This is a genomic window from Conchiformibius kuhniae DSM 17694, from assembly GCF_000428785.1.
In the GTDB taxonomy this organism is placed as follows: Bacteria; Pseudomonadota; Gammaproteobacteria; order Burkholderiales; family Neisseriaceae; genus Conchiformibius; species Conchiformibius kuhniae.
On the sequence record NZ_AUAP01000002.1, the window covers coordinates 175,702 to 200,986 of the forward strand.

General features: G+C 56.3%; 23 protein-coding genes. 21 read left to right on the forward strand and 2 right to left on the reverse strand.

Annotated features, from left to right (window positions below; all coding sequences use genetic code 11):
* The first annotated feature begins 36 nt into the window (after positions 1-36).
* From ettA to hscA, 17 genes are all read left to right on the forward strand, one after another.
* Positions 37-1,710 carry an energy-dependent translational throttle protein EttA gene (gene ettA / locus G392_RS0103100; protein ID WP_027009039.1) on the forward strand — a complete coding sequence of 558 codons (1,674 nt, stop codon included), beginning with the start codon at positions 37-39 and terminating at the stop codon, positions 1,708-1,710.
* A gap of 121 nt (positions 1,711-1,831) precedes the next feature.
* Positions 1,832-3,463 carry a bifunctional UDP-sugar hydrolase/5'-nucleotidase UshA gene (gene ushA, locus G392_RS0103105; protein ID WP_169718732.1) on the forward strand — a complete coding sequence of 544 codons (1,632 nt, stop codon included), beginning with the start codon at positions 1,832-1,834 and terminating at the stop codon, positions 3,461-3,463.
* Positions 3,438-3,722: a hypothetical protein gene (locus G392_RS13515; protein ID WP_156900777.1), complete on the forward strand. Its 285-nt coding sequence runs from the start codon at positions 3,438-3,440 to the stop codon at positions 3,720-3,722. The genes ushA and G392_RS13515 overlap by 26 nt, the downstream gene beginning before the upstream one ends.
* A 38-nt stretch (positions 3,723-3,760) precedes the next feature.
* Positions 3,761-5,431 (forward strand): formate--tetrahydrofolate ligase, encoded by a 1,671-nt coding sequence (locus tag G392_RS0103110; RefSeq protein WP_027009041.1) that lies wholly within the window; start codon positions 3,761-3,763, stop codon positions 5,429-5,431.
* Between the two features lie 175 nt (positions 5,432-5,606).
* Positions 5,607-6,455, forward strand: coding sequence for a transporter substrate-binding domain-containing protein (locus G392_RS0103115; RefSeq protein WP_051255544.1), 849 nt, complete (start codon positions 5,607-5,609; stop codon positions 6,453-6,455).
* 223 nt (positions 6,456-6,678) lie between these two features.
* Positions 6,679-7,515 carry a CAF17-like 4Fe-4S cluster assembly/insertion protein YgfZ gene (gene ygfZ, locus G392_RS0103120; protein WP_027009043.1) on the forward strand — a complete coding sequence of 279 codons (837 nt, stop codon included), beginning with the start codon at positions 6,679-6,681 and terminating at the stop codon, positions 7,513-7,515.
* Positions 7,516-7,528: 13 nt separating this feature from the next.
* Complete coding sequence (locus tag G392_RS0103125; RefSeq protein WP_245571911.1) at positions 7,529-8,017, forward strand: DUF4442 domain-containing protein; 489 nt, start codon at positions 7,529-7,531, stop codon at positions 8,015-8,017.
* 99 nt (positions 8,018-8,116) lie between these two features.
* Positions 8,117-8,503 carry an ATP synthase subunit I gene (locus tag G392_RS0103130; RefSeq protein WP_169718733.1) on the forward strand — a complete coding sequence of 129 codons (387 nt, stop codon included), beginning with the start codon at positions 8,117-8,119 and terminating at the stop codon, positions 8,501-8,503.
* Positions 8,493-9,362: a F0F1 ATP synthase subunit A gene (atpB, locus tag G392_RS0103135; RefSeq protein ID WP_027009046.1), complete on the forward strand. Its 870-nt coding sequence runs from the start codon at positions 8,493-8,495 to the stop codon at positions 9,360-9,362. The genes G392_RS0103130 and atpB overlap by 11 nt, the downstream gene beginning before the upstream one ends.
* Positions 9,363-9,413: 51 nt before the next feature.
* Positions 9,414-9,641, forward strand: a complete 228-nt coding sequence (gene atpE / locus G392_RS0103140) for a F0F1 ATP synthase subunit C (RefSeq protein WP_027009047.1) — start codon at positions 9,414-9,416, stop codon at positions 9,639-9,641.
* Between the two features lie 59 nt (positions 9,642-9,700).
* Entirely contained in the window at positions 9,701-10,171 is a 471-nt protein-coding gene (locus G392_RS0103145; RefSeq protein WP_027009048.1) for a F0F1 ATP synthase subunit B, read from the forward strand.
* A 4-nt stretch (positions 10,172-10,175) separates the two neighbouring features.
* A complete protein-coding gene (locus tag G392_RS0103150; RefSeq protein ID WP_027009049.1) occupies positions 10,176-10,724 on the forward strand; it encodes a F0F1 ATP synthase subunit delta in 549 nt (182 codons plus the stop codon).
* A 10-nt stretch (positions 10,725-10,734) separates the two neighbouring features.
* Entirely contained in the window at positions 10,735-12,282 is a 1,548-nt protein-coding gene (atpA, locus tag G392_RS0103155) for a F0F1 ATP synthase subunit alpha (protein WP_027009050.1), read from the forward strand.
* 21 nt (positions 12,283-12,303) lie between these two features.
* Complete coding sequence (gene atpG, locus G392_RS0103160; protein WP_027009051.1) at positions 12,304-13,203, forward strand: F0F1 ATP synthase subunit gamma; 900 nt, start codon at positions 12,304-12,306, stop codon at positions 13,201-13,203.
* 35 nt (positions 13,204-13,238) lie between these two features.
* Entirely contained in the window at positions 13,239-14,636 is a 1,398-nt protein-coding gene (gene atpD / locus G392_RS0103165; RefSeq protein WP_027009052.1) for a F0F1 ATP synthase subunit beta, read from the forward strand.
* A gap of 10 nt (positions 14,637-14,646) precedes the next feature.
* Entirely contained in the window at positions 14,647-15,072 is a 426-nt protein-coding gene (locus G392_RS0103170; RefSeq protein WP_027009053.1) for a F0F1 ATP synthase subunit epsilon, read from the forward strand.
* Between the two features lie 134 nt (positions 15,073-15,206).
* Positions 15,207-17,063: a Fe-S protein assembly chaperone HscA gene (gene hscA / locus G392_RS0103175; protein WP_027009054.1), complete on the forward strand. Its 1,857-nt coding sequence runs from the start codon at positions 15,207-15,209 to the stop codon at positions 17,061-17,063.
* A gap of 63 nt (positions 17,064-17,126) precedes the next feature.
* Here hscA and hscB read toward each other — a convergent pair whose 3' ends face one another.
* A complete protein-coding gene (hscB, locus tag G392_RS0103180; RefSeq protein ID WP_027009055.1) occupies positions 17,127-17,624 on the reverse strand; it encodes a Fe-S protein assembly co-chaperone HscB in 498 nt (165 codons plus the stop codon).
* A gap of 75 nt (positions 17,625-17,699) precedes the next feature.
* Here hscB and G392_RS12985 point away from each other — a divergent pair, with 75 nt between their 5' ends.
* The 3 genes from G392_RS12985 (at position 17,700) to G392_RS0103195 (ending at position 21,918) form a co-directional block, all read left to right on the forward strand.
* A complete protein-coding gene (locus G392_RS12985; RefSeq protein WP_156900778.1) occupies positions 17,700-18,236 on the forward strand; it encodes a hypothetical protein in 537 nt (178 codons plus the stop codon).
* Positions 18,237-18,275: 39 nt separating this feature from the next.
* Positions 18,276-19,349, forward strand: a complete 1,074-nt coding sequence (pheA, locus tag G392_RS0103190; RefSeq protein WP_027009057.1) for a prephenate dehydratase — start codon at positions 18,276-18,278, stop codon at positions 19,347-19,349.
* A 121-nt stretch (positions 19,350-19,470) separates the two neighbouring features.
* Positions 19,471-21,918, forward strand: a complete 2,448-nt coding sequence (locus tag G392_RS0103195) for a heavy metal translocating P-type ATPase (RefSeq protein ID WP_027009058.1) — start codon at positions 19,471-19,473, stop codon at positions 21,916-21,918.
* 148 nt (positions 21,919-22,066) lie between these two features.
* On the opposite strand, the gene der is transcribed toward G392_RS0103195, so the two are convergent.
* The gene (gene der / locus G392_RS0103200; protein ID WP_027009059.1) at positions 22,067-23,533 is read right to left on the reverse strand and encodes a ribosome biogenesis GTPase Der; all 1,467 of its coding nucleotides are present in this window, start codon (positions 23,531-23,533) and stop codon (positions 22,067-22,069) included.
* A gap of 294 nt (positions 23,534-23,827) precedes the next feature.
* On the opposite strand from der, the gene brnQ reads away from it, so the two are divergent.
* Positions 23,828-25,177 (forward strand): branched-chain amino acid transport system II carrier protein, encoded by a 1,350-nt coding sequence (gene brnQ / locus G392_RS0103205; protein WP_027009060.1) that lies wholly within the window; start codon positions 23,828-23,830, stop codon positions 25,175-25,177.
* Positions 25,178-25,285: the final 108 nt, after the last annotated feature.

Here is a 25,285-nt window from a genome sequence, read left to right on the forward strand (position 1 = left end):
ACTCCGTTGCAACTTTTCTGCCACATAGGAAACCCCATGTCCCAATACGTTTACTCCATGCTGCGCGTGAGCAAAACCGTTCCCCCGCAAAAAACCATTATCAAAGACATTTCCCTGTCGTTTTTCCCCGGCGCGAAAATCGGGCTGCTCGGCTTGAACGGCGCGGGCAAGTCCACCGTGCTGCGGATTATGGCGGGCGTGGACAAGGAATTTGACGGCGAAGCCGTGCCGATGGGCGGCATCAAAATCGGCTACCTGCCGCAAGAACCCGAGCTTGACCCCGAAAAAACCGTGCGCGAAGAAGTGGAAAGTGGTTTGGGCGAAGTCGCCGCCGCACAAAAACGCTTGGAAGAAGTGTACGCCGCCTACGCCGAACCCGATGCCGATTTTGACGCGCTGGCGGAAGAGCAAGGGCGTTTGGAAGCGATTATCGCTGCCGGTTCGTCAAGCGGCGGCGGCGCGGAACACGAATTGGAAATCGCCGCCGATGCGCTGCGGCTGCCTGAATGGGACGCGAAAATCGGCGTGTTGTCGGGCGGCGAAAAACGCCGTGTCGCCCTGTGCAAACTGCTGCTGTCCAAGCCCGATATGCTGCTGTTGGACGAGCCGACCAACCATTTGGACGCGGAATCCGTTGAATGGTTGGAACAATTTTTGGTGCGTTTTCCCGGAACGGTGGTGGCGGTAACGCACGACCGCTATTTCTTGGACAATGCCGCCGAATGGATTTTGGAGCTGGACCGTGGACACGGCATTCCGTGGAAAGGCAATTATTCGTCTTGGCTGGAACAGAAAGAACAGCGTCTGGCGAATGAAGCCAAATCCGAAGCCGCCCGAATTAAGGCAATGAAACAAGAGCTTGAATGGGTGCGCCAAAACGCCAAAGGCCGCCAAGCCAAATCCAAAGCGCGTTTGGCGCGTTTTGAGGAAATGTCCAATTACGAATACCAAAAACGCAATGAAACACAGGAAATCTTTATTCCCGTTGCCGAGCGTTTGGGCAATGAAGTAATTGAATTTGTGAATGTTTCCAAATCGTTTGGCGATAAGCTGCTGATTGACGATTTGAGCTTTAAAGTGCCTGCGGGCGCGATTGTCGGCATTATCGGTCCGAATGGTGCGGGTAAATCCACGCTGTTTAAAATGATTGCGGGTAAGGAACAACCCGATTCGGGCGAAGTAAAAATCGGGCAAACGGTCAAAATGAGCCTGATTGACCAAAGCCGCGAAGGTTTGGGCAACGACAAAACCGTGTTTGACGAAATCGCCGAAGGGCGCGATATTTTGCAGGTGGGGCAGTTTGAGCTGCCTGCACGCGCATATTTGGGGCGTTTCAACTTTAAAGGCAGCGACCAAAGCAAGATTGTCGGCAAGCTGTCGGGCGGCGAGCGCGGGCGTTTGCATTTGGCAAAAACTTTGATTGCGGGCGGCAATGTGTTGCTGTTGGACGAGCCGTCCAACGATTTGGACGTGGAAACCTTGCGGGCCTTGGAAGACGCGCTGCTGGAATTTGCCGGCAGCGTGATGGTGATTTCGCACGACCGTTGGTTTCTCGACCGCATCGCCACGCATATTCTGGCGTGCGAGGGCGATTCCAAATGGGTGTTTTTTGACGGCAATTATCAGGAATACGAGGCCGACAAAAAACGCCGTTTGGGCGAAGAGGGCGCGAAGCCGAAGCGTATCCGTTACAAGCCGGTAACGCGCTGATTGGCATGGAATTTGCTTGGCAAACGCCTTGCAGTGCTTAAAACAGGTGCCGTTTGCGGGGCAGTCCCGTCCGCAAACGGCTTTTGCATCAGCAGTATCTTGATATTTGGAAACCATAATAATGATGATGAAACGCCGTTGTTGCGCCGCCGCCGTTGTGCTGCTGCTGGCACAGGGCGCGTATGCCTACACGCTCAACCAAACCTACCGCTTTACCGTATTGCACACCAACGACATTCACGGACGCTTCTGGCACAACGAGCAGGGCGAATACGGCATGGCGGCACAAAAAACCCTTATCGACCGCATCAAAAAAGAAGTGGCGGAACAGGGCGGGCAGGTGCTGCTGTTGAGTGCGGGCGACCACAACACGGGCGTACCCGAATCCGACATTCAAAACGCCAAGCCCGACATCGAAGGCATGAACCTGCTCGGCTACGAAGCCGCCGTGTTGGGCAATCACGAATTTGACAAGCCCGTTGATGTATTGCGCCAACAGGAACAACAGGCAAAATTCCCGTTTTTGGCTGCCAATGTGCGCCAAAAAAACGGCGAATATCTGGTCAAGCCCTACACCGTGCTGAACAAAGGCGGTTTGAAAATCGCGGTGGTCGGACTCACCACCGAAGACACGCCCAAACTCAGCGCCCATGCTGCGGCGATGGATTTTGAAAAGCCTGCCGCCGCCGCACGGCGCACACTCAAAGAACTGGCGCAAACCCACCGTCCCGACGTACGCATCGCGCTGACGCACATGGGCTATTACCACAACGGCAAACACGGCGACAACGCACCGGGCGATGTGAGCCTTGCCCGCAGCCTGAAAAACGAAGCGGGGCAGCAATTCGACCTGATTATCGGCGGGCATTCGCACACCACGGTTTGCGTACACGAAGACGGCTCGTTCAACCACGATTTCAAACCGGGCGACGATTGCCGTCCCGATTACCAAAACGGCGCGTGGATTGTACAGGCGGGCGAGTGGGGCAAATATTTGGGGCGTGCCGATTTCGAGTTCCGCAACGGCAGAACCAAGCTGGTCGGCTACCGTTTGATTCCCATCAACCTGAAACAAAAAATCCAAACCGCAGACGGTCAAACCGAATACCGTCCCTACGGCGAAACCATCGCGCCCGATGCCGAAGTGGCGGCGGCGTTGCAGCCGTATCAGGACGAGGGCAGCCGTTTGCTCGACATCAACATCGGCACCGGCACGGGCGCGTTTGAGGGCGGGCGCGATGCCGTGCGCCACCGACAGACCAATTTGGGGCGTTTGATTACCGAAGCCTACCGCAAGCGTTTGAAAGCCGACATCGCGCTGGTAAACAGTGGTGCGATTCGCGATTCGCTGCCCGAAGGCGACATTACCTACAAACAGGTTTTGAAAGTCCACCCTTTCGGCAACACGATGGGGCGGGTGCGCTTGAGCGGGCGCGAGTTGTCGGACTACCTGCACACGGTGGCGCTGAAGCAGGCGGGGTCGGGCGCGTATGCCCAGTTTTCGGGCAATTTGAGCATGGATATCGACCACGATAACCAGCGTGTCCGCAACATCCGCATCAACGGCCGGCCGCTTCAGGCAGAGCAATATTACACGGTGGCATTGACGGCGTTTTGTGCCAACGGCGGCGACGGTTATCCGAATTTGCGCCAGCACCCTTCTTATGTGGATTCGGGCTTTGTGGACGCGCAGGTGCTGAAGGAATACATTATGGAAGAACAGCATCTTGATGCTGCGAAATATGCGCCCTAAAGCGTGCCATCAATTAGCCGATAAAACCCCGTACCATCATTCCCGCGCAGACGGGAATCCAAAACAAATTGAAAAAAGCGTTGATGAAACATCGCTTGCCAAGCATCAGGCAGTGGATTTCCGCATTCGCGGGAATGACGGCATGTTTGTATTATGCCGGGCAAGGTGTCCGACCTTGCGCGGATTTTCGCCTTGCATTTGCGGATTTTGGCTGGAAATCCGCTTCGCCAAGCCATTGATGACACGCCTTGACCCATAGAAAGACTGTTTGTCAAAGCGTTTGAAAAAGGAAAAACCATGTTATCCGATGCCCAAATCGCCCGTGCCGCCACCCTGCGCCACATCAACGACATCGCCGCCACGCTCGGCATCGCCGCCGACAAATTAGAACACTACGGCAAATACAAAGCCAAAATCGCCCCCGCCGACATTTTCGCGCTGCCTGAAAAACACGGCAAACTGATTTTGGTAACCGCCATCAACCCCACCCCCGCCGGCGAAGGCAAAACCACCGTAACCATCGGCTTGGCGGACGCGCTGCGGCGCATCGGCAAACACGCCGCCGTTGCCATGCGCGAGCCGTCTTTGGGGCCCGTGTTCGGCATCAAAGGCGGCGCGGCGGGCGGCGGTTACGCCCAAGTCGTACCGATGGAAGACATCAACCTGCACTTTACCGGCGATTTCCACGCCATCGGCGCGGCGAACAATCTGCTCGCCGCCCTGATTGACAACCACATCCATCACGGCAACGCCTTAAACATCAATCCCAAACGCGTTTTGTGGCGGCGCGCGCTGGACATGAACGACCGCCAACTGCGCCACATTATCGGCGGACTGGGCAAAACGGCGGACGGCGTGCCGCGCGAAGACGGTTTTGACATCACCGTGGCTTCCGAAGTGATGGCGGTGTTTTGCCTTGCCAACGATTTGGCGGACTTGAAACAACGTTTGGGGGCGATGCTGGTTGCCTACGCCTTTGACGGCACACCCGTTTTCGCGCGCGATTTGCACGCGCACGGCGCGATGGCGGCTTTGCTCAAAGACGCGTTCCAACCCAATCTGGTGCAAACTTTGGAAGGCACGCCCGCATTCGTCCACGGCGGGCCTTTCGCCAATATCGCGCACGGCTGCAACTCCGTGATTGCCACCCGCGCCGCGCTGCATTTGGCGGATTTTGCCGTTACCGAAGCGGGCTTCGGCGCGGATTTGGGCGCGGAAAAGTTTTGCGACATCAAATGCCGTTTGAGCGGTTTGCGCCCCGATGCGGCGGTGGTCGTTGCCACCGTCCGCGCTTTGAAATACAACGGCGGCGCGGAAAAAACCGAATTGAATCAAGAAAACCTGCCCGCACTGCAAGCGGGATTGCCCAATTTGTTGAAACACATAGACAATCTGAAAAACGTGTTCGGCTTGCCCGTTGTGGTGGCGGTGAACCGTTTTGCCGCCGACAGCGATGCGGAACTGGCGGCGGTGCGGGCGGCCTGCGAAGCGCACGGCGCGGCGGTGTCGCTGACGGAAGTATGGGAAAAAGGCGGCGCGGGCGGCGAAGATTTGGCGCGTAAAGTATTGGCGGCGATAGCAGAACAGGAAAACCGTTTTGCCTTTGCCTACGAACTTTCAGGCAGCCTGCGCGACCGTATCCGCACGCTGGCGCAAAAAATCTACGGCGCGGCAGACGTGGCATTTAGCGCGGAGGCGGAAGCGGATATGGCGGCTTTGGCGGCGGCGGGTTTGGACAACATGCCCGTGTGCATGGCGAAAACGCAATATTCCTTGAGCGACAACGCCAAATTATTGGGTCGTCCCGAAGGTTTCGTGCTGAACGTGCGCGGCGTGCAGGCGGCGGCGGGCGCGGGCTTTGCGGTGGTGTTGTGCGGCAACATGATGCGCATGCCCGGATTGCCGAAGTCGCCCGCCGCCGAGCGCATTGATGTGGACGAAAACGGCGTGATTAGCGGATTGTTTTAGATTCGGTGCGGGATAAAAATGCCGTCCTGCCCGCACGGCCGCCCCTACGTCTTGACAAAATCATTTTTTTACATAGAATTTTTAAAGTGATTTAATTTTTTGAAAATAAGCAGTTTGTTACACATCGGCTGCGCCGCACCCCGTGTGCGCGTCTGCCCCTTTCAGGAGTCATACCGTGAAAAAAACATTTGTCCTGTGCGTCCTTGCCTTGGCTTTGAGCGCCTGCTCCGACGACGTCGAAGAAAACCAAACCGCCAAAAAACCGCCGCCGTCCCAAGCCGCCGCCGCCAACAGCACCGCCGCGCCCGCCGCCAACCCCGACTGGCCCACCTACAAAATTGCCACCGAAGCCAATTATCCCCCGTTCCAATACCGTGATGAAAACGGCGTGCCCATCGGCTTTGAAGTCGAACTCATGCAAGCGGTTGCCCGTGCCGCGCAATTCAATGCCCACATCGTCCACACCTCGCGCAAAGAATGGGAACGCACCTTGAACAACGACAGTTTCCACATTTGGTCTTCTTCGTTTACCATCTCGCCCGAGCGCAAAGAAGTTGCCGGCTTCAGCAAACCGTTTCTTGCGGTGGAAAACGTGGTGTACGTGGTGGACAACGAGAAAAATCAAACCGTCCGCAGCGCTGCCGACCTGAAAGGGAAAAAAATCGCCGTCAGCAGCTACAGCAAAAGCGCCCCCGAAATTGTCGGCAAACTGACCGGATCGGCGGGCTTGGTGGTGCCGACCGATACGTTTTATCTGGCATTGAAATCCGTTTACGGCAACAAAACGGACGGCGTATTCGGTCAGGATTTGGTGCTGGCGTATTACAGCTTGCACAATCCTGCCGTAAAAATGAAGCAAATCAATGTGGGCGAACCCAAAAAAGAAGTGGCGTTTGTGGTGAAAAAGGGCAATACCGAGCTGTTGGACAAACTCAACGAAGGTTTGGACAAAGTGCGTGCGGACGGCACTTATGCCAAGCTGTTGAAAAGATGGTTTGGCGACCGGGCAGACGGACAGCGTTAGGGCGCGTCATCAATTGACCGAGTAAACCCCGCACCGTCATTCCCGCGCGGGCGGGAATCCAAAACAAATGGAAACAAACCTTAAACATCGTTTTCCAAACATCGGGTAGTGGATTTTTGCATTTGCAGGAATGACGGTATTGTTTATTTTTTGATTTTCAGTGTAAATGTTAAATAATGACGCGCCTTGAGGCGTGGCAAAGTTAAAGTTTGAGCATAAAACCATGACACACACCCTGCTTCCTTTTTTCGCGGTTGTCCGCGCATCGGGCAAAGACTGCCGCGATTTTCTGCACCGGCAATTGTCCAACGACATCAACAATCTGCCCGACCAACACGCGTGTTACGCCACTTACAACACAGCCAAAGGGCGCGTGATTGCCAATCTGCTCGCCTACCGCAACGGCGGTGAAATTCTGTTGGTAATGGCGGCGGACGTGGCAGAAAACGTGCTTAAACGTTTGAAAATGTTTGTATTGCGCTCGGACGTGCAATTTGAGCTGTTGGCGGATTGGGGCGTGGCAGGCAGCCTGCCCGATGACGCGCCGCCTGTGTTTGCCGACACACCCGCGCTGGTGTTGCCCGCGCCGCAGGGACGCATCGCGCTGCCGCACGGCGGCACGCTGACCGTTGCGCCGCTTGCCGAACTGCCGCCGCACGATGCCGCCGCCGAAGCCGTATGGAACCGGCACGAAATCCTGTGCGGCTATCCGTGGATTGCCGCCGCCACTGCCGAAAGCAGCGTGGCACAGATGTTGAATCAACATCTTATCGGCGGCGTACATTTTCGCAAGGGCTGTTATCCGGGTCAGGAAATCATTGCGCGGGCGCAGTATCGCGGGCAGGTGAAACGCGGTTTGGCGGTGCTGGAAAGTGCCGCGCCTTTGGCGGCGGGCGACCGTTTGAACGATGCGGCGGGTGCGGAAGCGGGCATCGTCATCAACGCGCAGGACACGCTCGCGCTGGCGGTGGTCAAACACGCCGCGCAGGACGTTTTCAACGTTTCAGGCAGCCCGCTTGCGGTGAAACGGCGTTTTTTCCCCACCGAAGAAAGCGAGTGATGCCGTGTTGCCGATGCCGAAAAAACCGCTCAAAACCGCCGAAGCCACGCGCCGCCGCATCAATTTGTGGACGCCGCTTTTGTTTAGCGGCATACAAATCACTTATCTTTCCGAAGATTACACCCATTGCCGCGCCCGTTTGCGCGATTGGTGGCTCACCAAAAATTCGCACGGTTCGCAATTCGGCGGCAGCCTGTTTGCGCTCACCGACCCGATTTACGCCATGATGCTCAACTGCATTTTCGGGCAAACGCATTATGTGTGGGACAAGGCAGCCGAAATCGAGTTTGTCAAACCGGGCTTCGGCGCGGTGTATTTGGATTGCCGAATCGATGCCGAAACCGTTGCCCAAATCCGCGAACAAACCGCATCGGGCGAAAAATGCCTGCCCGATTTTACCGTGCGCCTGTTTGACGATGCGGGCGAAACGGTGGCTTTGGTCAAACGCACCATTTACCTGCGCCTGAAAAAAGAATTGCGCCCGCCCGCGCCAAGCAATTGAAAACAAAACAAACGCTAAACAAAATTTGCTTTTGTTTCACAAAGATTAACAAATTACCTTGACGAAACGCCGCCGCTTGATTATATTTGCGCCAAGTTTTTGAAACGCAGAGTGCCGTCTTTCGTGTTTAAAATCGTTGCCGTACAAACCGTTTCGGTTGCCGTTTTGTCGCTTGCCGCCTATTTTGTCTGCGGTGCGGCGTGCGCGGTGTCATTGATATTGGGCGGCTTGTGCTACATCGTTCCCACAACGGCGGCGGCATCGCTGATGAAATGGTCGGCATCACGCCCCACCACTGCGGGTGCCGCATTTATCGGCTCTTCGGGCATCAAAACCGTCCTGTCCGCAATCCTGCTGGTACTGTGCTTCGCGTTTTATCCCGAATTGCAGGTTTGGCGCAACTTTTTCGCATTCTTAATCGGATTGTTGGCAGCCAGTCATTTGGTTTTTTTAATTTTTCTAAAGGTTTATCGTTATGGCGGGTGAAACAGTCAGTGCAGCAGATTACATCAAACACCATTTGCAAAGCCTTACCAGCGTCATAGACGTAACACAAGGTCAAGGTTTGCAGAATATTGCTGATTTTTCTTATATAAACCTTGACGGATTGTTTTTCTCCATTCTGTTGAGTGCCATCGGCTGTTTCGTGCTGTGGCGTGCCGCCACCACCGCAACCGCAGGCGTTCCGGGACGCGCGCAAGCCGCTTTTGAATTGCTGATTGAATTTGTGGACGATATGTGCAAAAGCATCATCAGCAACGAACAATCCCGCAAAGTCGTTGCCCCGTTGGGCTTGGCACTGTTTGTGTCCATTTTCCTGATGAATGCCATGGACTTGCTGCCTGTGGACTTGATTCCGCGCATTTGGCAGGGCATGACCGGCGAACACCACGCCCTGATGCGTGTCGTGCCCACCGCCGATTTGAACATCTCTTTGGCGCTGGCCATCGGCGTATTGATTACCTGCATCGTGTACAGCGTGAAAATCAAAGGCTTCGGCGGCTGGATGCACGAAATGTTTACCGCGCCTTTCGGTCCTTGGCTCGCTCCGATTAACTTCCTGCTCAATATCTTGGAGTTTTTGTCCAAAACCGTTTCGCACGGTATGCGGCTGTTCGGCAATATGTATGCGGGCGAATTGGTCTTCCTGCTGATTGCCTTGCTCGGCGGCGCATGGGCAACCACTTGGTACGCACCCGACCTGCTTGACCCGATTATGTTCGTGTTCCATATTTTGGCAGGTGCGGCATGGGCAATTTTCCATATCCTGATTATTACCCTGCAGGCGTTTATTTTCATGGCGCTGGCGTTTGTATACATCGGTCAGGCGCACGACCATCACTAACCGTTTTTCTTTTAACCTAACCTTTCTTTTGACTTTTCAAGGAGTTATAACATGATTGCGATTGCATGTGGTTTGATTGTTGCTTTGGGTGCTTTGGGTGCTTCCATCGGCATCGCCATGGTCGGTTCCAAATATCTGGAATCTTCCGCCCGTCAGCCCGAGCTGATTGGTCCGTTGCAAACCAAACTGTTCCTGATTGCCGGTTTGATTGATGCGGCATTCCTGATTGGTGTCGCCATTGCCCTGTTGTTCGCATTCGTTAATCCGTTCGGTGGCTGATATCCGTCTTGAATCGACAATGCGGATTTGATTAACCCCTGATACGAAGGTTAAGTAAAGTGAATTTAAATGCAACCTTAATTGCGCAAGTCATCGTTTTCGGCGTTTTGGTGTGGTTTGTTGCCAAATACGTTTGGCCGCCCATTGCCGAGAAACTTGACGAGCGTGCCAGCAAAATTGCCGAAGGTTTGGCGGCTGCCGAACGCGGAAAAAGTGATTTTGAACAGGCAGAGAAAAAAGTTGCAGAACTCTTGGCCGAAGGGCGTACACAAGTTACCGAAATGGTAAACAATGCGGAAAAGCGCGCAGCCCAAATTGTGGAAGAGGCAAAAAGCCAAGCCGCAAGTGAAGCTGCCCGCATTGCGGCGCAAGCCAAAGCCGATGTTGAACAAGAGGTAAACCGCGCCCGCGAAGCATTGCGGGAACAAGTGGCTGCTTTGGCCGTAAAAGGTGCGGAATCCATTTTGCGCCGCGAAGTGGACCAAAAACAGCACGCCAAAATGCTCAGTGCCTTGAAACAGGAGCTGTAAGCTTATGATTGAGTTCGCAACCGTTGCGCGTCCCTATGCCAAAGCGCTGTTTGAGCTGGCTGAAGAAAAGCAGCAAACACAGGCTTGGCTGGGCGGTCTTGCACAGTTGGCATGGCTGGTGCGGCAACCTCAGGTAAGCGCCCTGCTCGGCAGGGTGGATACCGAAGCCGCACAAAAAGCCGATGAACTGACGGCATTGCTTGATTGCCCCGATGCGGTCAAGAGTGCCGAGTTTGCCAATTTCGTGCAAGTGTTGGCGCAGGAAAAGCGGCTGGCCGTTCTGCCTGAAATCTATTTGCAATATCAAAATCTGGTTTTGATGCACAACCATGTCAAACAGGCGGTGGTCTATACCGCCTACGATGTGGTCAGTGAAGATCAAAAGGCTAAGATTGTCAGTGATTTGGAACAATATTTCAACACCCGTCTGCAAGCGACTTTCCAAACCGACCCCGAGCTTATCGGCGGCGTGAAAGTGGAAGTGGGCGATCAGGTGTTGGATCTGTCGGTACAGGCCAAGCTGAACGGTCTGTATGCGGCAATGACAAACTAGGAGAGTTTTCATGCAGCTTAATCCTGCTGAAATCAGTGACTTGCTGAAAGCCAAAATTGAAAAACTGAATACCAAGCCCGAAGTGCGTACCGGCGGTACGGTAATTTCCGTTACAGACGGTATCGTGCGCGTATACGGTTTGTCCGATGTGATGCAGGGCGAGATGTTGGAATTTCCCGGCAACACATTCGGCTTGGCGATGAACTTGGAGCGCGATTCGGTCGGTGCGGTGGTGCTGGGCGAATACGAGCACATCAAAGAAGGCGATGAAGTCAAATGCACCGGCCGCATTTTGGAAGTGCCGATTGGTCGCGAATTGGTCGGTCGTGTGGTCAATGCTTTGGGTCAGCCGATTGACGGCAAAGGTCCGATTAACACCGCCGAAACCGCACCGATTGAAAAAATCGCTCCCGGCGTGATTGCCCGCCAATCGGTTGACCAACCGATGCAAACCGGCATCAAAGCCATTGATTCCATGGTGCCGATTGGTCGCGGTCAGCGCGAGCTGATTATCGGCGACCGCCAAACCGGTAAAACCGCCGTGGCATTGGACGCGATTGTCAATCAAAAAGGCACGGGCGTTATCTGTATTTACGTTGCCATCGGTCAAAAAGCGTCTTCCATCGCCAACGTGGTACGCAAGCTGGAAGAGCACGGCGCGATGGAACACACTATTGTGGTTGCCGCAACCGCTTCCGAAGCCGCCGCGCTGCAATTTATCGCGCCCTATGCGGGCTGCACGATGGGCGAATACTTCCGTGACCGTGGCGAAGATGCGCTGATTGTGTACGATGACTTGTCCAAACAAGCGGTTGCCTACCGTCAAATTTCCCTGTTGCTGCGCCGTCCGCCGGGTCGTGAAGCCTATCCGGGCGATGTGTTCTATCTGCACTCCCGCTTGCTGGAACGCGCTGCGCGGATTAATGCCGATGAAGTGGAAAAACTGACCGAAGGCAAAGTTAAAGGCAAAACCGGTTCGCTGACCGCGCTGCCGATTATTGAAACCCAAGCCGGCGACGTTTCCGCATTTGTACCAACCAACGTGATTTCCATTACGGACGGTCAAATTTTCTTGGAAACCGATTTGTTCAACTCCGGTATCCGTCCCGCTATCAACGCCGGTATTTCGGTATCGCGTGTGGGTGGTGCGGCGCAAACCAAAGTCATCAAGAAATTGGGCGGCGGTATTCGCTTGGCATTGGCACAATACCGTGAATTGGCAGCGTTTTCACAATTTGCTTCCGATTTGGACGAAGCCACCCGCAAGCAATTGCAACACGGTGAAGTGGTTACCGAACTGATGAAACAAAAGCAGTTCAACACCCTGAACACGGCGGAAATGGCATTGACTTTGTGGGCCATCAACAACGGCTCTTATGCCGATGTGCCCGTGTCCAAAGCTTTGGCGTTTGAAGCCGACTTCCTGTCTTTCGTGCGCAGCCAGCACCCCGAATTGCTGGACGCGGTAAACGCTTCCGGCGCATTGTCCGATGACAACGAAAAAGTGCTTGCCGATGCCATGAAGACCTTTAAAACTTCTTCCGATTACGCATCGTAAGCAGCAAATAAGGAGTCTGAAATGGCAGTAGGAAAAGAGATTCTGACCAAAATCCGCAGTGTTCAAAATACCCAAAAGATCACTAAAGCGATGCAGATGGTGTCCACTTCCAAAATGCGCAAGACTCAGGAACGGATGCGTTTGGCAAGACCCTATGCGGACAAAGTCCGCTCGGTAATGAACCACTTGGCAAAAACCAACGAGTATCACGGCTTGCAGATTCTGGAACGCCGTGAGCAGGTCAAACGCGCAGGCTTTGTTCTGATTACCACAGACAAAGGCTTGTGCGGCGGCTTGAATGCCAATTTGCTGAAAAAATTCTTCGCCCAAGTTCAGGCATACCGCGAACAGGGCGTGGAAGTGGAAGTGGTTTGTTTGGGCAGCAAAGGCTTGGCAGCCTGCCAACGGGTCGGTTTGGACGTGGTGGCCAGCGTGGTCAATTTGGGCGACACGCCGAAAATGACGATGTTGCTCGGTGCGCTGAACGAATTTTTTGCCCGCTATACCGATGCGCATCTGGACGTTGTGCATTTGGTGTATTCCGGTTTTATCAACACGATGAAGCAGGAAGCGCGTTTGGAAGTGCTGCTGCCGATTGGTCAGGCGGAGTTGGAAGGCAGCGCGGAAACCGAAGCCCAAAATGGCGCGGAAGCCACAGAATATAACTGGGATTACCATTACGAACCCGACCCGTTGAGCGTGTTGGATTATTTGGTGCGCCGTTATTTGGAATCCGTGGTGTTTCAAGCCTTGTGCGACAATATGGCTTCCGAGCAGGCAGCGCGTATGGTGGCGATGAAGGCAGCGACCGACAATGCGGGCAATGCCATCAAAGAATTGCGTTTGGTGTACAACAAATCACGTCAGGCCGCAATTACCACAGAATTGTCAGAAATTGTGGCGGGTGCGGCGGCGGTTTGATGCCCCGTTCCGTCAAACAGAATTAGGATACGATAATGAGCCAAGGTAAGATTGTACAAATTATCGGTGCCGTTGTGGACGTGGAATTTCCGCGTAATGCAATCCCGCGCGTTTACGATGCTTTGAAGCTGGTTGATGTTGATTTGACTTTGGAAGTCCAACAGCAACTGGGTGACGGCGTGGTGCGTACCATTGCGATGGGCAGCAGCGACGGTTTGAAACGCGGCATGGCGGTGGAAAACACCGGTGCGCCGATTACCGTTCCGGTGGGCAAAGCCACGCTGGGTCGGATTATGGACGTTTTGGGCAAACCGGTGGACGAAGCCGGCCCGATTGATGCGGCGGAAACCCGTGCCATTCACCAAGCCGCGCCGAAATTTGACGAATTGTCCAGCGCAACCGAATTGTTGGAAACCGGCATCAAGGTGATTGACCTGCTGTGTCCGTTTGCCAAAGGCGGTAAAGTGGGCTTGTTCGGCGGCGCGGGCGTGGGCAAAACCGTGAACATGATGGAGTTGATTAACAACATCGCCAAAGCGCACAGTGGTTTGTCCGTATTTGCCGGCGTGGGCGAGCGTACCCGCGAAGGCAACGACTTCTACCATGAGATGAAAGATTCCAATGTATTGGACAAAGTCGCCATGGTGTACGGTCAGATGAACGAGCCGCCCGGCAACCGTTTGCGCGTGGCATTGACCGGTTTGTCTATGGCGGAATACTTCCGTGATGAAAAAGACGAAAACGGCAAAGGTCGCGATGTATTGTTCTTTGTGGACAATATCTACCGCTACACGCTGGCGGGTACGGAAGTGTCCGCGCTGTTGGGTCGTATGCCGTCTGCGGTGGGTTACCAGCCCACGCTGGCTGAAGAAATGGGGCGTTTGCAAGAGCGCATTACCTCCACGCAAACCGGCTCCATTACCTCCATTCAGGCAGTCTACGTACCTGCGGACGACTTGACCGACCCGTCTCCCGCCACCACGTTCGCCCACTTGGACGCAACAGTGGTATTGAGCCGCGACATCGCTTCTTTGGGTATTTATCCTGCGGTGGACCCCTTGGATTCCACTTCGCGCCAGCTTGACCCGATGGTTTTGGGTCAGGAGCATTACGATGTGGCGCGCGGCGTGCAATCCACCCTGCAAAAATACAAAGAGTTGCGCGACATCATCGCCATTTTGGGCATGGACGAGTTGTCTGACGAAGACAAATTGACCGTGATGCGGGCGCGTAAAATCCAACGTTTCCTGTCGCAGCCTTTCCACGTGGCGGAAGTGTTTACCGGTTCGCCCGGCAAATACGTTTCCTTGCGCGACACCATCGCCGGTTTTAAAGCGATTTTGAGCGGCGAGTACGACCATCTGCCCGAACAGGCGTTCTACATGGTCGGCGGTATTGAAGAAGCCGTTGAAAAAGCGAAAACCTTGAGCTAAGGAGGCGGGCATGAGCATCATGCAGGTTGAGGTGGTCAGCAACGAACGGCACATCTTTACAGGCGAAGCGAAATTTGTGGTCGTGCCGACCGTAAACGGCGAGTTGGGGATTTATCCCCACCACGAGCCGATTATGAGTTTGGTGCGCCCGGGCGCGTTGCGCGTTATCCCTGCCGATTCCGATGAAGAGGTTTTGGTGGCGGTAGCGGGCGGCGTGTTGGAAGTTTCGCCGAAAAAGATTACCGTGTTGGCAGATGTGGCGGTACGCAGTGCCGAAATGGACCAACAGCGTGCCGAAGAAGCCAAAAAAGCGGCGGAAGCATCGGTTTCCCAAGCGCAAGACGATGAATCCCGCGCGCGCGCCCAAGCTGCTTTGGCTGCGGCCATCGCCGAATTGAAAACTTTGGATTATTTGCGCAACCGCGCAGCAAGATAATCCGAGCAGTTCTCACAGCCGCCCTGTGCAAAACGGGGCGGCTTTTGTTTTCAGGCAGCCTGCGTTGCCAATTCCGACAAAACTGCTCAACAATGCTACAATACGCCGCGTTTTGATTGTGATTTAGGAAGATTATGGCACTTTTGCAAATTGCCGAGCCGGGCATGTCCGCCGCGCCGCACCAACACCGCTTGGCGGTCGGCATTGATTTGGGAACGACCAACAGCTTGGTGGCCACCGTCAAAAGCGGCGCGGCGGTGTGTCTGCCCGATGCGGACGGCGCGGCATCGCTGCCTTCGGTGGTGCGCTATGCCGACAACGGCGAAAAAACGGTCGGCGCGGCGGCATTGGCGATGCAAAAACGCGACCCCGCCCACACCGTCAGTTCCGCCAAGCGATTGATTGGGCGCACTTTGGACGACATCGACACCGCCCATCTGCCGTACCGCTTCAGCCCGTCCGAGCACATCATCGGCATTCACACCCGCCATGGCGTGAAAACCCCGATTGACGTGTCGGCGGACATTTTGCACACCTTGCGCCAACGTGCAGAAGCCGCGCTCGGCGGCGAACTGGTCGGCGCGGTGATTACCGTGCCTGCTTATTTTGACGATGCCCAACGCCAAGCCACCAAAGATGCGGCGCGTTTGGCGGGCATCAACGTGTTGCGCCTGCTCAACGAACCCACCGCCGCCGCCATCGCCTACGGATTGGACAATGCGTCCGAAGGCACGTTTGTGGTGTACGATTTGGGCGGCGGAACGTTTGACGTGTCGGTGTTGTCCTTGTCCAAAGGCTTGTTTGAAGTCAAGGCAACGGGCGGCGATTCCGCGCTCGGCGGCGATGATTTTGACCACCGCTTGTTTTGTCATCTGCTTGAAACACAAAATCTTTCGCTGACCGATGAAGGCGATGTGCAACTGCTGATGGGTTTGGTGCGCCAAGCCAAAGAACGTTTGAGCGAAGACACGGAAGCGCGGATTACCGCCGAACTGCATGACGGTACGTGCGTGGACGCGACCGTCAGCCGCAGCGAATTTCACGCGCTGACACAACACCTTGTCGCCAAAACCATTGCGCCGGTGAAACAGGCTTTGCAAGATGCCGACATCGCCAAAGCCGATGTCAAAGGCGTGATTTTGGTGGGCGGCGCAACGCGAATGTTGCATGTGCGTCAAGCAGTTGCCGCGTTTTTCGGACAAACGCCGCTCACCAATCTCAATCCCGACCAAGTAGTCGCGTTGGGCGCGGCGATGCAGGCAGACGTGCTGGCGGGCAACAAGCGCGAGGGCGAATGGCTGTTGTTGGATGTTACCCCGCTTTCGCTGGGCTTGGAAACCTATGGCGGGCTGGCTGAAAAAATCATTCCGCGCAACAGTACCTTACCGACCGCCCGCGCCCAAGAGTTCACCACCTTCAAAGACGGACAAACGGCGATGACCATTCATGTGGTGCAGGGCGAGCGCGAATTGGTGGCGGATTGCCGCAGCTTGGCGAAATTTACCCTGCGCGGCATTCCGCCGATGGTGGCGGGCGCGGCGCGGATTCGCGTAACTTTTCAAGTAGATGCGGACGGCTTGCTGTCGGTGTCGGCGCGGGAGCAGACCACCGGCGTGCAGGCGCAAATTGAAGTGAAGCCGTCTTACGGTTTGGACGATGCGGCGATTACGCAGATGTTAAAGGACAGTTTGTCCAATGCCAAAGACGATGCCGCCGCCCGCGCCCAAGCCGAAGCGCGGGTGGAAGCGGAAGGGCTGTTGGCGGCGGTGCGCGGCGCCTTGGATTTGGACGGCGATTTGTTGGACGGGTCGGAACGGGCTGCCGTTGATGCGCGGCTTGCCGAGTTGGAACAAGGCATGCACGCCGATGCCGCCGATGTGTTGCGCGGCAAAATTCAGGCTTTGGCGGACGCCACCGACACGTTTGCCGCCCGCCGCATGGACCGCAATATCCAACGCGCTTTGCAGGGCAGGGCGATTGGCGATTTGTAAACCGAATGTATTGTTCCGCATAAGGCAATGGCTTTATGCGGATTTTTTATGGATGTGCCTGCCTTATTCAGGCAACTTTGTTTTGATTTCCCGCATCATCTTGTCAATAAAACGCCCCTGCCGCAACAGTTGCGCCGCCACATCGTATTGCGCGGCGGCGAAAGCTGCCTGAAGTTCGTCCAGCAGCGCGGCAAAATCGGCGGCGGTTTCATCGCGCAACGCCGATAATTCGGCAGCAGTTTCCGCTTCGGCAAGCTGTTCGCGCCACGCCATCTGCTTCATCAAAAATTCGGGCGCAAACTGCGTGTGTTCGGGTGCATCGGCATCAATATTTTGTTTTTTCAACAAATACGCGGCGCGTTCAAGCGGGTGGCGCAACACGCGGTAGGCCTCGTTTACCGCCGCGCTCATCATTACCGCCTGTTTTTGTTCAAAAACGGACGCGGCGGCGGCGCGGTCGGGGTGGAACTGCGCCGCCAATTCGCGGTAGCGCGTGTCCAAAGCGGCGGTGTCCACAGAAAATTGTTCGGGCAAACCGAACAGGGCAAAAGGGCAGGGCATGGTGTTTTTCCAAAAATCCGAAAAAACGGTATCATAAAGCCGCTTGTACACGCTGACAACCAAAGGATAAAACTGATGAAATTACTCAAGCCACTTCAAATAGATATGCGCGAATTTTTCTTGACGGGCAAGTTTGATTGCTTGGCATTGGGTCAAACACAGGAATGGATTTTGGCAAATTTCCCCGACCCTGATTGGCACGGCGAAAGTGCGTTTGCTTATCGGAAAAACGATATTTGGCGATATGGCGATTTGGAGTTTTATTTTGCCGATGGCTGCCTGAATATGATTTACAGCGACCGTTTGCAAAATCAAACAGATGGTTTGGACGGCGGAACGGCTTTGGATTTGGACGCATGGATTTTGCGTGTGCCGAAACGTCTGACTTTGCAAAATCTTATCTGTGAACTGAATCAAAATGATGCCGATTTTGAAAAATACCGCAGCGTAAACGGTTGGATTTGCTTGTATTTGCCCGCAAGTAAAATTGAGCTGTGTTTTTCAGGCGAAAACGCCGGTAATCCGAATGATTTTTTGTTGGTTTCGTTTGCGTGGCGCGAACGTCCGCTTTCAGGCAGCCTGCAAACGTACCGCAACGGCAAAATGCGTTAAAATCGCCCGCTTGGAGAATGATTTTAAGCGAGTACCGCCATGTCTGACGAAAAACTGCTGCCGCACCGCCAAGCCATTGACGCGATTGACGGCGAAATCCTGCAACTGCTCAACCGCCGCGCCGCCCACGCCCGCGCCATCGGCGAACTGAAAGGCACGGGCGCGGTGTACCGTCCCGAACGCGAAGCGCAAGTGTTGCGGCGCATTCAGGATTTGAACGCGGGGCCTTTGCCCGATGAAGCGGTGGCGCGGCTGTTCCGCGAAGTGATGAGCGAATGTTTGGCGGTGGAGCGTCCGCTTACAATTGCCTATTTGGGCCCGCAGGGGACGTTTACCCAACAGGCGGCGGTAAAGCATTTCGGACACGCGGCGCATACGGTCGCCTGCGCCACGGTGGACGAAAGTTTGCGTTTGGTGGAAGCGCGGCAGGCGGATTATGCGGTCGCGCCGGTGGAAAATTCCACCGAAGGTTCGGTGGGGCGCACGCTGGATTTGCTGGTGTCCACGCCGCTCAAGATTTGCGGCGAAGTGGTGTTGCGGATTCATCATCATTTATTGCGTCAAAACAATGATTTAAACGGAATCACGGTGGTGTACGCGCACGCGCAGGCTTTGGCGCAATGCCATTATTGGCTGGGCAAAAACCTGTCCGACAGCGTGCGGCGGGTGGCGGTGTCCAGCAATGCGGAAGCGGCGCGGTTGGCGGCAGAGCAGCCCGATGCGGCGGCGGTGGCGGGGCAGACGGCGGCGGAAATTTACGCTTTGCACAAGCTGGCGGAAAACATCGAGGACGAGCCGGACAACACCACCCGTTTTCTGGTGTTGGGGCATCAGCACACCGCGCCGAGCGGCCGCGACAAGACTTCGCTGGTGGTGAGTGCGCCCAATCGTGCGGGCATGTTGAACCGTTTGGTGGAGCCGTTTACCCGCGCGGGCATTTCCATGAGCAAGTTTGAAAGCCGTCCCAGCCGCAACGGTTTGTGGGAATATCTGTTTTTTGTGGATATTGAAGGGCATGGCGACGATGCGGCGGTGCGGCAGGCTTTGGACGGTTTGCGCGAGCGGGCGGCGTTTGTGAAAGTGGCGGGCTCGTATCCGGCGGCGGTGATTTGAGTTGTTCCATCAATTGTGGATACCGGCGCGATAGCCGCACGCCGTGCCGGTCATGCCCGTTTGGGCGTACAATGCGTCCGCGCCCGTGCGGGCGTATTGTTTTTGTTTTGTGATTGCCCTTATGACCGATTCCCAAAGCTGTTTCCATTGCGGTTTGCCCGTGCCGCCAAGCCTTGATTTGACCGTTGCCTACCAAGAACGGGCGCAGCCCGTGTGTTGTTTGGGGTGTCAGGCGGTGGCGCAGAGCATCATCGATGCGGGGTTGGACAATTACTACCGCCACCGCACCGCCAATCCCGCCCAAGCCGCGTTGCCGCCGCCCGAATTGCTCGAGCAGCTCCGTCTCTACGACCTGCCCGAAATGCAGCAGGGCTTTGTGGAAACGCGCCCCGACCAATGCCGCGAAGCGGTGCTGATGTTCGGCGGCATGACCTGCGCTGCCTGCGCGTGGCTGATTGAACAAAAACTTTTGCGTTTGAACGGCATGGTCAGCGTGGAGCTGAACTACAGCACCGGACGCGCCCGCACCGTGTGGCGGGACGATGTACTGCCCTTGTCGCAAATCCTGCTGGCGGTGCGGCAAACGGGCTACAGCGCCGAACCCTACGATGCCCGCAAATTGGAACAGCACACCCGCAGCCAACGCCGCAAAATGCTGGTACGCATTGCGGTGGCGGGCTTGGCATCGATGCAAACGATGATGTTTGCCCTGCCGACCTATTTTGACGCCCAAATCGAGCCTTCGCTGCTGCAAACGCTGCATTGGGGCGCGTTGGTGATGGTGTTGCCCGCGATTTTCTACGCCGCCGCACCGTTTTATCAGGGCGCGTGGCGCGATTTGAAAAACCGCCGTTCGGGCATGGACACGCCGGTGGCGATTGCCATTTCGCTGACCTTTGTGGCGGGGCTGTACGCACTGTTTACCGGCGCGGGGCAGGGCGTGTATTTTGAAAGCATCGCCATGTTTGTGTTTTTCCTGCTGGCGGGGCGGTTTATGGAACAAAATGCGCGGCACAAAGCGGGCGATGCGGCAGAGCGGCTGGTGCGCCTGATTCCCGCGTTTTGCCACATCTTGCCCGACTATCCCGCAGACGAACGCAGCCGCGAAGCCGCCGTTGCCACCCTGAAAGCGGGCGACGTGATTGTGGTGCGGGCGGGCGAAACCATACCTGCGGACGGCGAAGTGCTGGCAGGCGCAAGCGAAACGGACGAAGCCATGCTCACCGGCGAAAACCTGCCCGTTGCCAAACGCACGGGCGACCGCGTAACCGCCGGCACGCTCAACACCGCCGCCCCCCTGATTGTGCGCGTGCGCCAAACCGGCACCGACACCCGTTTGGCGCACATCGTCAAGCTGCTCGACCGCGCCCTTGCCCAGAAACCGCGCTTGGCGGAAACGGCGGAACGCTACGCTTCGGGCTTTACCGGCGCACTGATTGTGATGGCGGTACCGACCTTTCTGGGCTGGTGGTGGTATGCGGACGCGGCAACCGCCTTGTGGATTACCGTATCGCTGCTGGTGATTACCTGCCCGTGCGCCCTGTCGCTGGCAACGCCCGCCGCCTTGGCGGCATCGGCGGGGCGCTTGGCAAAACACGGCATCTTGATGACACGCGGACACGTTTTGGAAACCCTGCCCGCCGTTACCGATGTCGTGTTCGACAAAACCGGCACGCTCACCCGCGCCGCCTTCCGCGTAACGGAAATCCTGCGTTGCGCCACTGCCGACCCCGCCGCCCTGCACATCGCCAAACTGCTCGAACGCCATTCCGAACACCCCATCGCCCGCGCCATCACCGCCATGCCGCTCGAGCCGGGTTCTGCCGAACTGCACTGCCGCGAACGCCGCAACCACATCGGCTGTGGCGTATCCGCCACCGTATCGGTAAACGGGCGCGAAAGCGTGTGGGCATTGGGGCGGGCGGATTTTGTCGCCCAATGGGCGGGCGCATTGCCCGATGAATGGCGCACCCTCGCCGCACAACACGGCACGCTGGTGTTTCTTGGCAACGAACAGGGCTTTCATGCCGCACTGGTGCTGGAAGACCAAATCCGCGAAGACGCCGCCGCCGTATTGGCACAACTGCACGAACAAGGCTTACGCACCCACCTGCTGAGCGGCGACCGCGAAGCGGTAGTGGCGGCGGCGGCGCGGCACACCGGCATCGTCCGCTACCGTGCTGATGCTGCACCCGAAGACAAACTGCACTACGTCCGCCACCTGCAACAGCAAGGCTGCCGCGTCTTGATGCTCGGCGACGGCATCAACGACGCCCCCGTGTTGGCAGGAGCAGACGTGTCTGCCGCCGTTGCCGGCAGCGCCGACGTGGCACGGGACGGCGCAGACGTACTGCTGCTGCAAGACGACCTGTCGCTGCTGCCGCAACTGCTCGCCCAAGCGCGGCGCACCCAAACCGTTATCCGCCAAAACCTGTGGTGGGCGACTGCCTACAACTTCTGTGTCGTGCCCTTGGCGGCGTGCGGTTGGGTAACGCCTTGGCTGGCGGCGCTGGGCATGAGCTTCAGCTCGCTGCTGGTGGTGTGGAACGCCCTGCGCTTACGCAGATAAGGGCAACAAAAAACACCCGTATCATTCTGATGATAAGGGTGTTTTTTATATTTTTCTTTCCAGACGGCAGATAAGCATAGCGATGTTTTGTCAAGGTTTGCCGTGCTTCGGCTTGGATTCCCGCCTGCGCGGGAATGACGGTGCGGCGTTACCCTTGCTTTTTCTTAATGCTCACTTGGCGTTTTTTGCTTTTGCCGCCGCTATTACGCGCTTTTTCGTCTTTTCGCCCTTCGCGCTTGGCAATGCGGTTGCTCAAAGACACGCGCCGAAGCGCTTGGTTTTTGGTTTTTTCCGCCGTTTCCCCGTAGGGATTTTCCGAAACATTGTATTGAATCCGCAAAGGCGTGCCTTGCAAATCAAAGGCTTTGCGGAACGTTTGCGTCAAATAACGGGTATAACTGTCGGGAATGTGTTGCAGCGAATTGCCGTGAATCACAATCACCGGCGGATTCATGCCGCCCTGATGCGCGTAACGCATTTTCGGGCGTACCAAACCGGCACGCGGCGGCTGTTGGCGTTCAATCGCGGTTTGCAGAACGCGGGTGATTTTCGGCGTGGACAGCTTTGCCATCGCCGCCGCATACGCCGACCGAATGCTGGCAAACAGCCCGTCAATACCTTTTTCTTTCAGCGCGGAAACATAGTGGAACTTTGCAAAATCAAGGAAATACAGTTTGCGGGCAATGTCGCGCTTGATGTCGTTGCGCCGCTCTTCGCTGATACCGTCCCACTTGTTCACCGCCACCACCAACGCCCGTCCCGCTTCCAGCGCGAAACCGGCGATGGTGGCATCTTGGTCGGCGATGTCCTGCTGCGCGTCCAGCACCAACACCGCCACATTCGCCGCTTCAATGGCCTGCATCGCTTTGATAACGGAAAACTTTTCCACCGCTTCCGACACCTTGCCGCGCCGCCGCACGCCCGCCGTGTCGATGATGGTAAACGGTTTGCCGTCCCGTTCAAAATCAATGTGAATGCTGTCGCGGGTCGTTCCCGCCATATCAAAGGCAATCACGCGTTCTTCGCCCAACACGGCGTTTACCAGCGTGGATTTGCCCACGTTCGGACGGCCAATCACGGCGAACACGGGGTGTTTGGGCGCGGCAACTTCTTCTTCCGCATCGGGAAAGTGCGCCAACACTTCTTCCATCAGCGCGTAAATGCCGTCTCCGTGTGCGCCCGAAACCACATACGGTTCGCCCAACGCCAGTTCGTAAAACTCCGCCGCGAGTACGGCGCGGTTGCCGCCTTCGCCTTTGTTCACCGCCAAAAACACGGGGCGCGGGCTTTGGCGCAGGCGGTCGGCGATGATTTTGTCCTGCGGGGTCAGACCGGTACGCGCGTCCGTCAAAAAGATGACGGCATCGGCTTCGTCAATCGCTTGCAGGGTTTGCCGCGCCATTTCGTGCAAAATGCCGCTATCGACAACGGGTTCAAAACCGCCGGTGTCCACCACCAGATAGGGTTTGCTGCCTACGCGGCCGTGTCCGTAATGGCGGTCGCGGGTGAGTCCGGGCAGGTCGTGGACGAGTGCGTCTTTGCTGCGTGTTAAGCGGTTGAATAAGGTGGATTTGCCGACATTGGGGCGGCCGACCAGAGCGATGGTGGGTTTCATATTATGAACTTTCTGTTTCAGGCTGCCCGAAAAACGGCAGCAAGCAGGTGCGCGGTGCGTGTCCGCGCACATCGGGTGAAAAATGCGCCCGATTATAAACGATAATGACGGCAGCGCAGGTGCGGGCAAGTGTCTTGCCGTTTTTTTACACTTTGTTTACAAAACGCTTGGTCTCCTTAAAAAACTCTGCTATATTCGGACGGCGTTCCGTTTCGGATTGCATGAAACGGAACGTTTGGGCTGAACCATTTTTCCCGCTTCGGAAGCGGGGTTTCCAACAGAAAGGAATACGGCATGAACGGCAATGCGCACAAATCGGCTTTCGTGGCAACGGGGCTGATGCTGTTCGCCCTGTTTTTCGGGGCGGGCAACCTGATTTTTCCCGCCGCGATGGGGCAACAGGCGGGCAGCAATGTTTTTACCGCGATGACGGGTTTTCTGCTCACGGGCGCGGGTTTGCCCCTGCTCGGCGTGATTGCGGTGGGTTACTCCGGTTCGCGGGACGTGCAGGATTTGGCTTCGCGGGTGGCGCCTTGGTACGGCGTGGCGTTTGCGGTGGCCTTGTATTTGTCCATCGGGCCTTTGTTTGCCATTCCGCGCACGGCAACGGTGTCGTTTGAAATCGGCGTGGTGCCGTTTTTGGGCGAGGTGTCCGATAGCGGCAAAAGCGGTGCTTTGGTGGCGTTTTCCATCGTGTTTTTCGCGCTGTCGTACTGGCTGTCGCTGTCGCCCGGCAAGCTGGTGGACCGCATCGGCAAAATTTTAACGCCCGTGCTGCTGGTGGCGATTACCGTGCTGGTGGGCTATGCCGCATTCGCACCGGCGGGCGCGCCGCCCGCTCCTGCCGAAGCCTACGCGCAGGGCGCACTGACCAAAGGCATTTTGGACGGCTACGAAACGATGGACGCGCTCGCTTCGCTGGTGTTTGCCATCATCGTGATTGAGGCGGTGTACGCGATGGGCGTGTCCGACAAAAAACAGGTGTTGAGCCTGACCGCGCGTGCGGGCATGGTGGCGGCGGCGTGTTTGGCGGTGGTGTACGTGTTTATCGCCTATATGGGCGCGACCGGCGTGGCGGCCATCGGCATGCAGGAAAGCGGCGCGGCGGTGTTGTCCAAGAGCGCGGAACACTACTTCGGCGGCACGGGCAAAGTGCTGCTGGCAGTGATTGTGTTTTTGGCGTGTTTGTCCACATCGGTGGGCTTGATTACCGCCTGCGCCGAGTATTTCAACCGCCTGCTGCCGAAAATGTCTTATCAGGCATTGGTAACGGTGTTTACGCTGGTGTCGCTGGTGATTGCCAACTTCGGCTTGAGCGCGATTATCAAGTTTTCCATTCCCGTGCTGATGCTGCTGTATCCGCTTACGGTAGCGATTATCGCTTTGGCGTTTTTGCACAATGTGTTCGGCGGACACCGCATCGTTTACGCCTGCACCATCGGCGCGACCGCCGTGATTGCGCTGCTGGACGGCTGGCGCACTTTGCACGGCATGCTGGGCGGCGCGGAAGACGGCTTGGTGATGCGGATTGACGGCGCATTGAAAACCGCGCTGCCGCTTTACGCCTCCGGCTTGGGCTGGGTGCTGCCCGCGCTGGCGGGGCTGGTAGTCGGCGTGGTGCTTGCCAAAGGCAAAAAAGTTTAGGGCGTTTTATTTATTTCGCTGAAAACCGCCGCACCGTCATTCCCGAGAATGCGGGCATGACGGCGCGGTAACGGCTTTCAGGCAGCCCGCCGTGAACGCACACGCTGC

Bases quoted from the DNA above. Each gene is read 5' to 3' on its own strand.
- der (WP_027009059.1), bottom strand. From the start codon at position 23,533: ATGAAACCCACCATCGCTCTGGTCGGCCGCCCCAATGTCGGCAAATCC.
- ettA (WP_027009039.1), top strand. From the start codon at position 37: ATGTCCCAATACGTTTACTCCATGCTGCGCGTGAGCAAAACCGTTCCC.
- G392_RS0103125 (WP_245571911.1), top strand. From the start codon at position 7,529: ATGCCGAAAAAACCGCTCAAAACCGCCGAAGCCACGCGCCGCCGCATC.
- atpE (WP_027009047.1), top strand. From the start codon at position 9,414: ATGATTGCGATTGCATGTGGTTTGATTGTTGCTTTGGGTGCTTTGGGT.
- G392_RS0103110 (WP_027009041.1), top strand. From the start codon at position 3,761: ATGTTATCCGATGCCCAAATCGCCCGTGCCGCCACCCTGCGCCACATC.
- atpG (WP_027009051.1), top strand. From the start codon at position 12,304: ATGGCAGTAGGAAAAGAGATTCTGACCAAAATCCGCAGTGTTCAAAAT.
- ushA (WP_169718732.1), top strand. From the start codon at position 1,832: ATGATGATGAAACGCCGTTGTTGCGCCGCCGCCGTTGTGCTGCTGCTG.
- G392_RS0103170 (WP_027009053.1), top strand. From the start codon at position 14,647: ATGAGCATCATGCAGGTTGAGGTGGTCAGCAACGAACGGCACATCTTT.
- atpD (WP_027009052.1), top strand. From the start codon at position 13,239: ATGAGCCAAGGTAAGATTGTACAAATTATCGGTGCCGTTGTGGACGTG.
- G392_RS0103150 (WP_027009049.1), top strand. From the start codon at position 10,176: ATGATTGAGTTCGCAACCGTTGCGCGTCCCTATGCCAAAGCGCTGTTT.
- hscA (WP_027009054.1), top strand. From the start codon at position 15,207: ATGGCACTTTTGCAAATTGCCGAGCCGGGCATGTCCGCCGCGCCGCAC.
- ygfZ (WP_027009043.1), top strand. From the start codon at position 6,679: ATGACACACACCCTGCTTCCTTTTTTCGCGGTTGTCCGCGCATCGGGC.
- pheA (WP_027009057.1), top strand. From the start codon at position 18,276: ATGTCTGACGAAAAACTGCTGCCGCACCGCCAAGCCATTGACGCGATT.
- hscB (WP_027009055.1), bottom strand. From the start codon at position 17,624: ATGCCCTGCCCTTTTGCCCTGTTCGGTTTGCCCGAACAATTTTCTGTG.
- atpB (WP_027009046.1), top strand. From the start codon at position 8,493: ATGGCGGGTGAAACAGTCAGTGCAGCAGATTACATCAAACACCATTTG.
- atpA (WP_027009050.1), top strand. From the start codon at position 10,735: ATGCAGCTTAATCCTGCTGAAATCAGTGACTTGCTGAAAGCCAAAATT.
- G392_RS0103195 (WP_027009058.1), top strand. From the start codon at position 19,471: ATGACCGATTCCCAAAGCTGTTTCCATTGCGGTTTGCCCGTGCCGCCA.
- brnQ (WP_027009060.1), top strand. From the start codon at position 23,828: ATGAACGGCAATGCGCACAAATCGGCTTTCGTGGCAACGGGGCTGATG.
- G392_RS12985 (WP_156900778.1), top strand. From the start codon at position 17,700: ATGAAATTACTCAAGCCACTTCAAATAGATATGCGCGAATTTTTCTTG.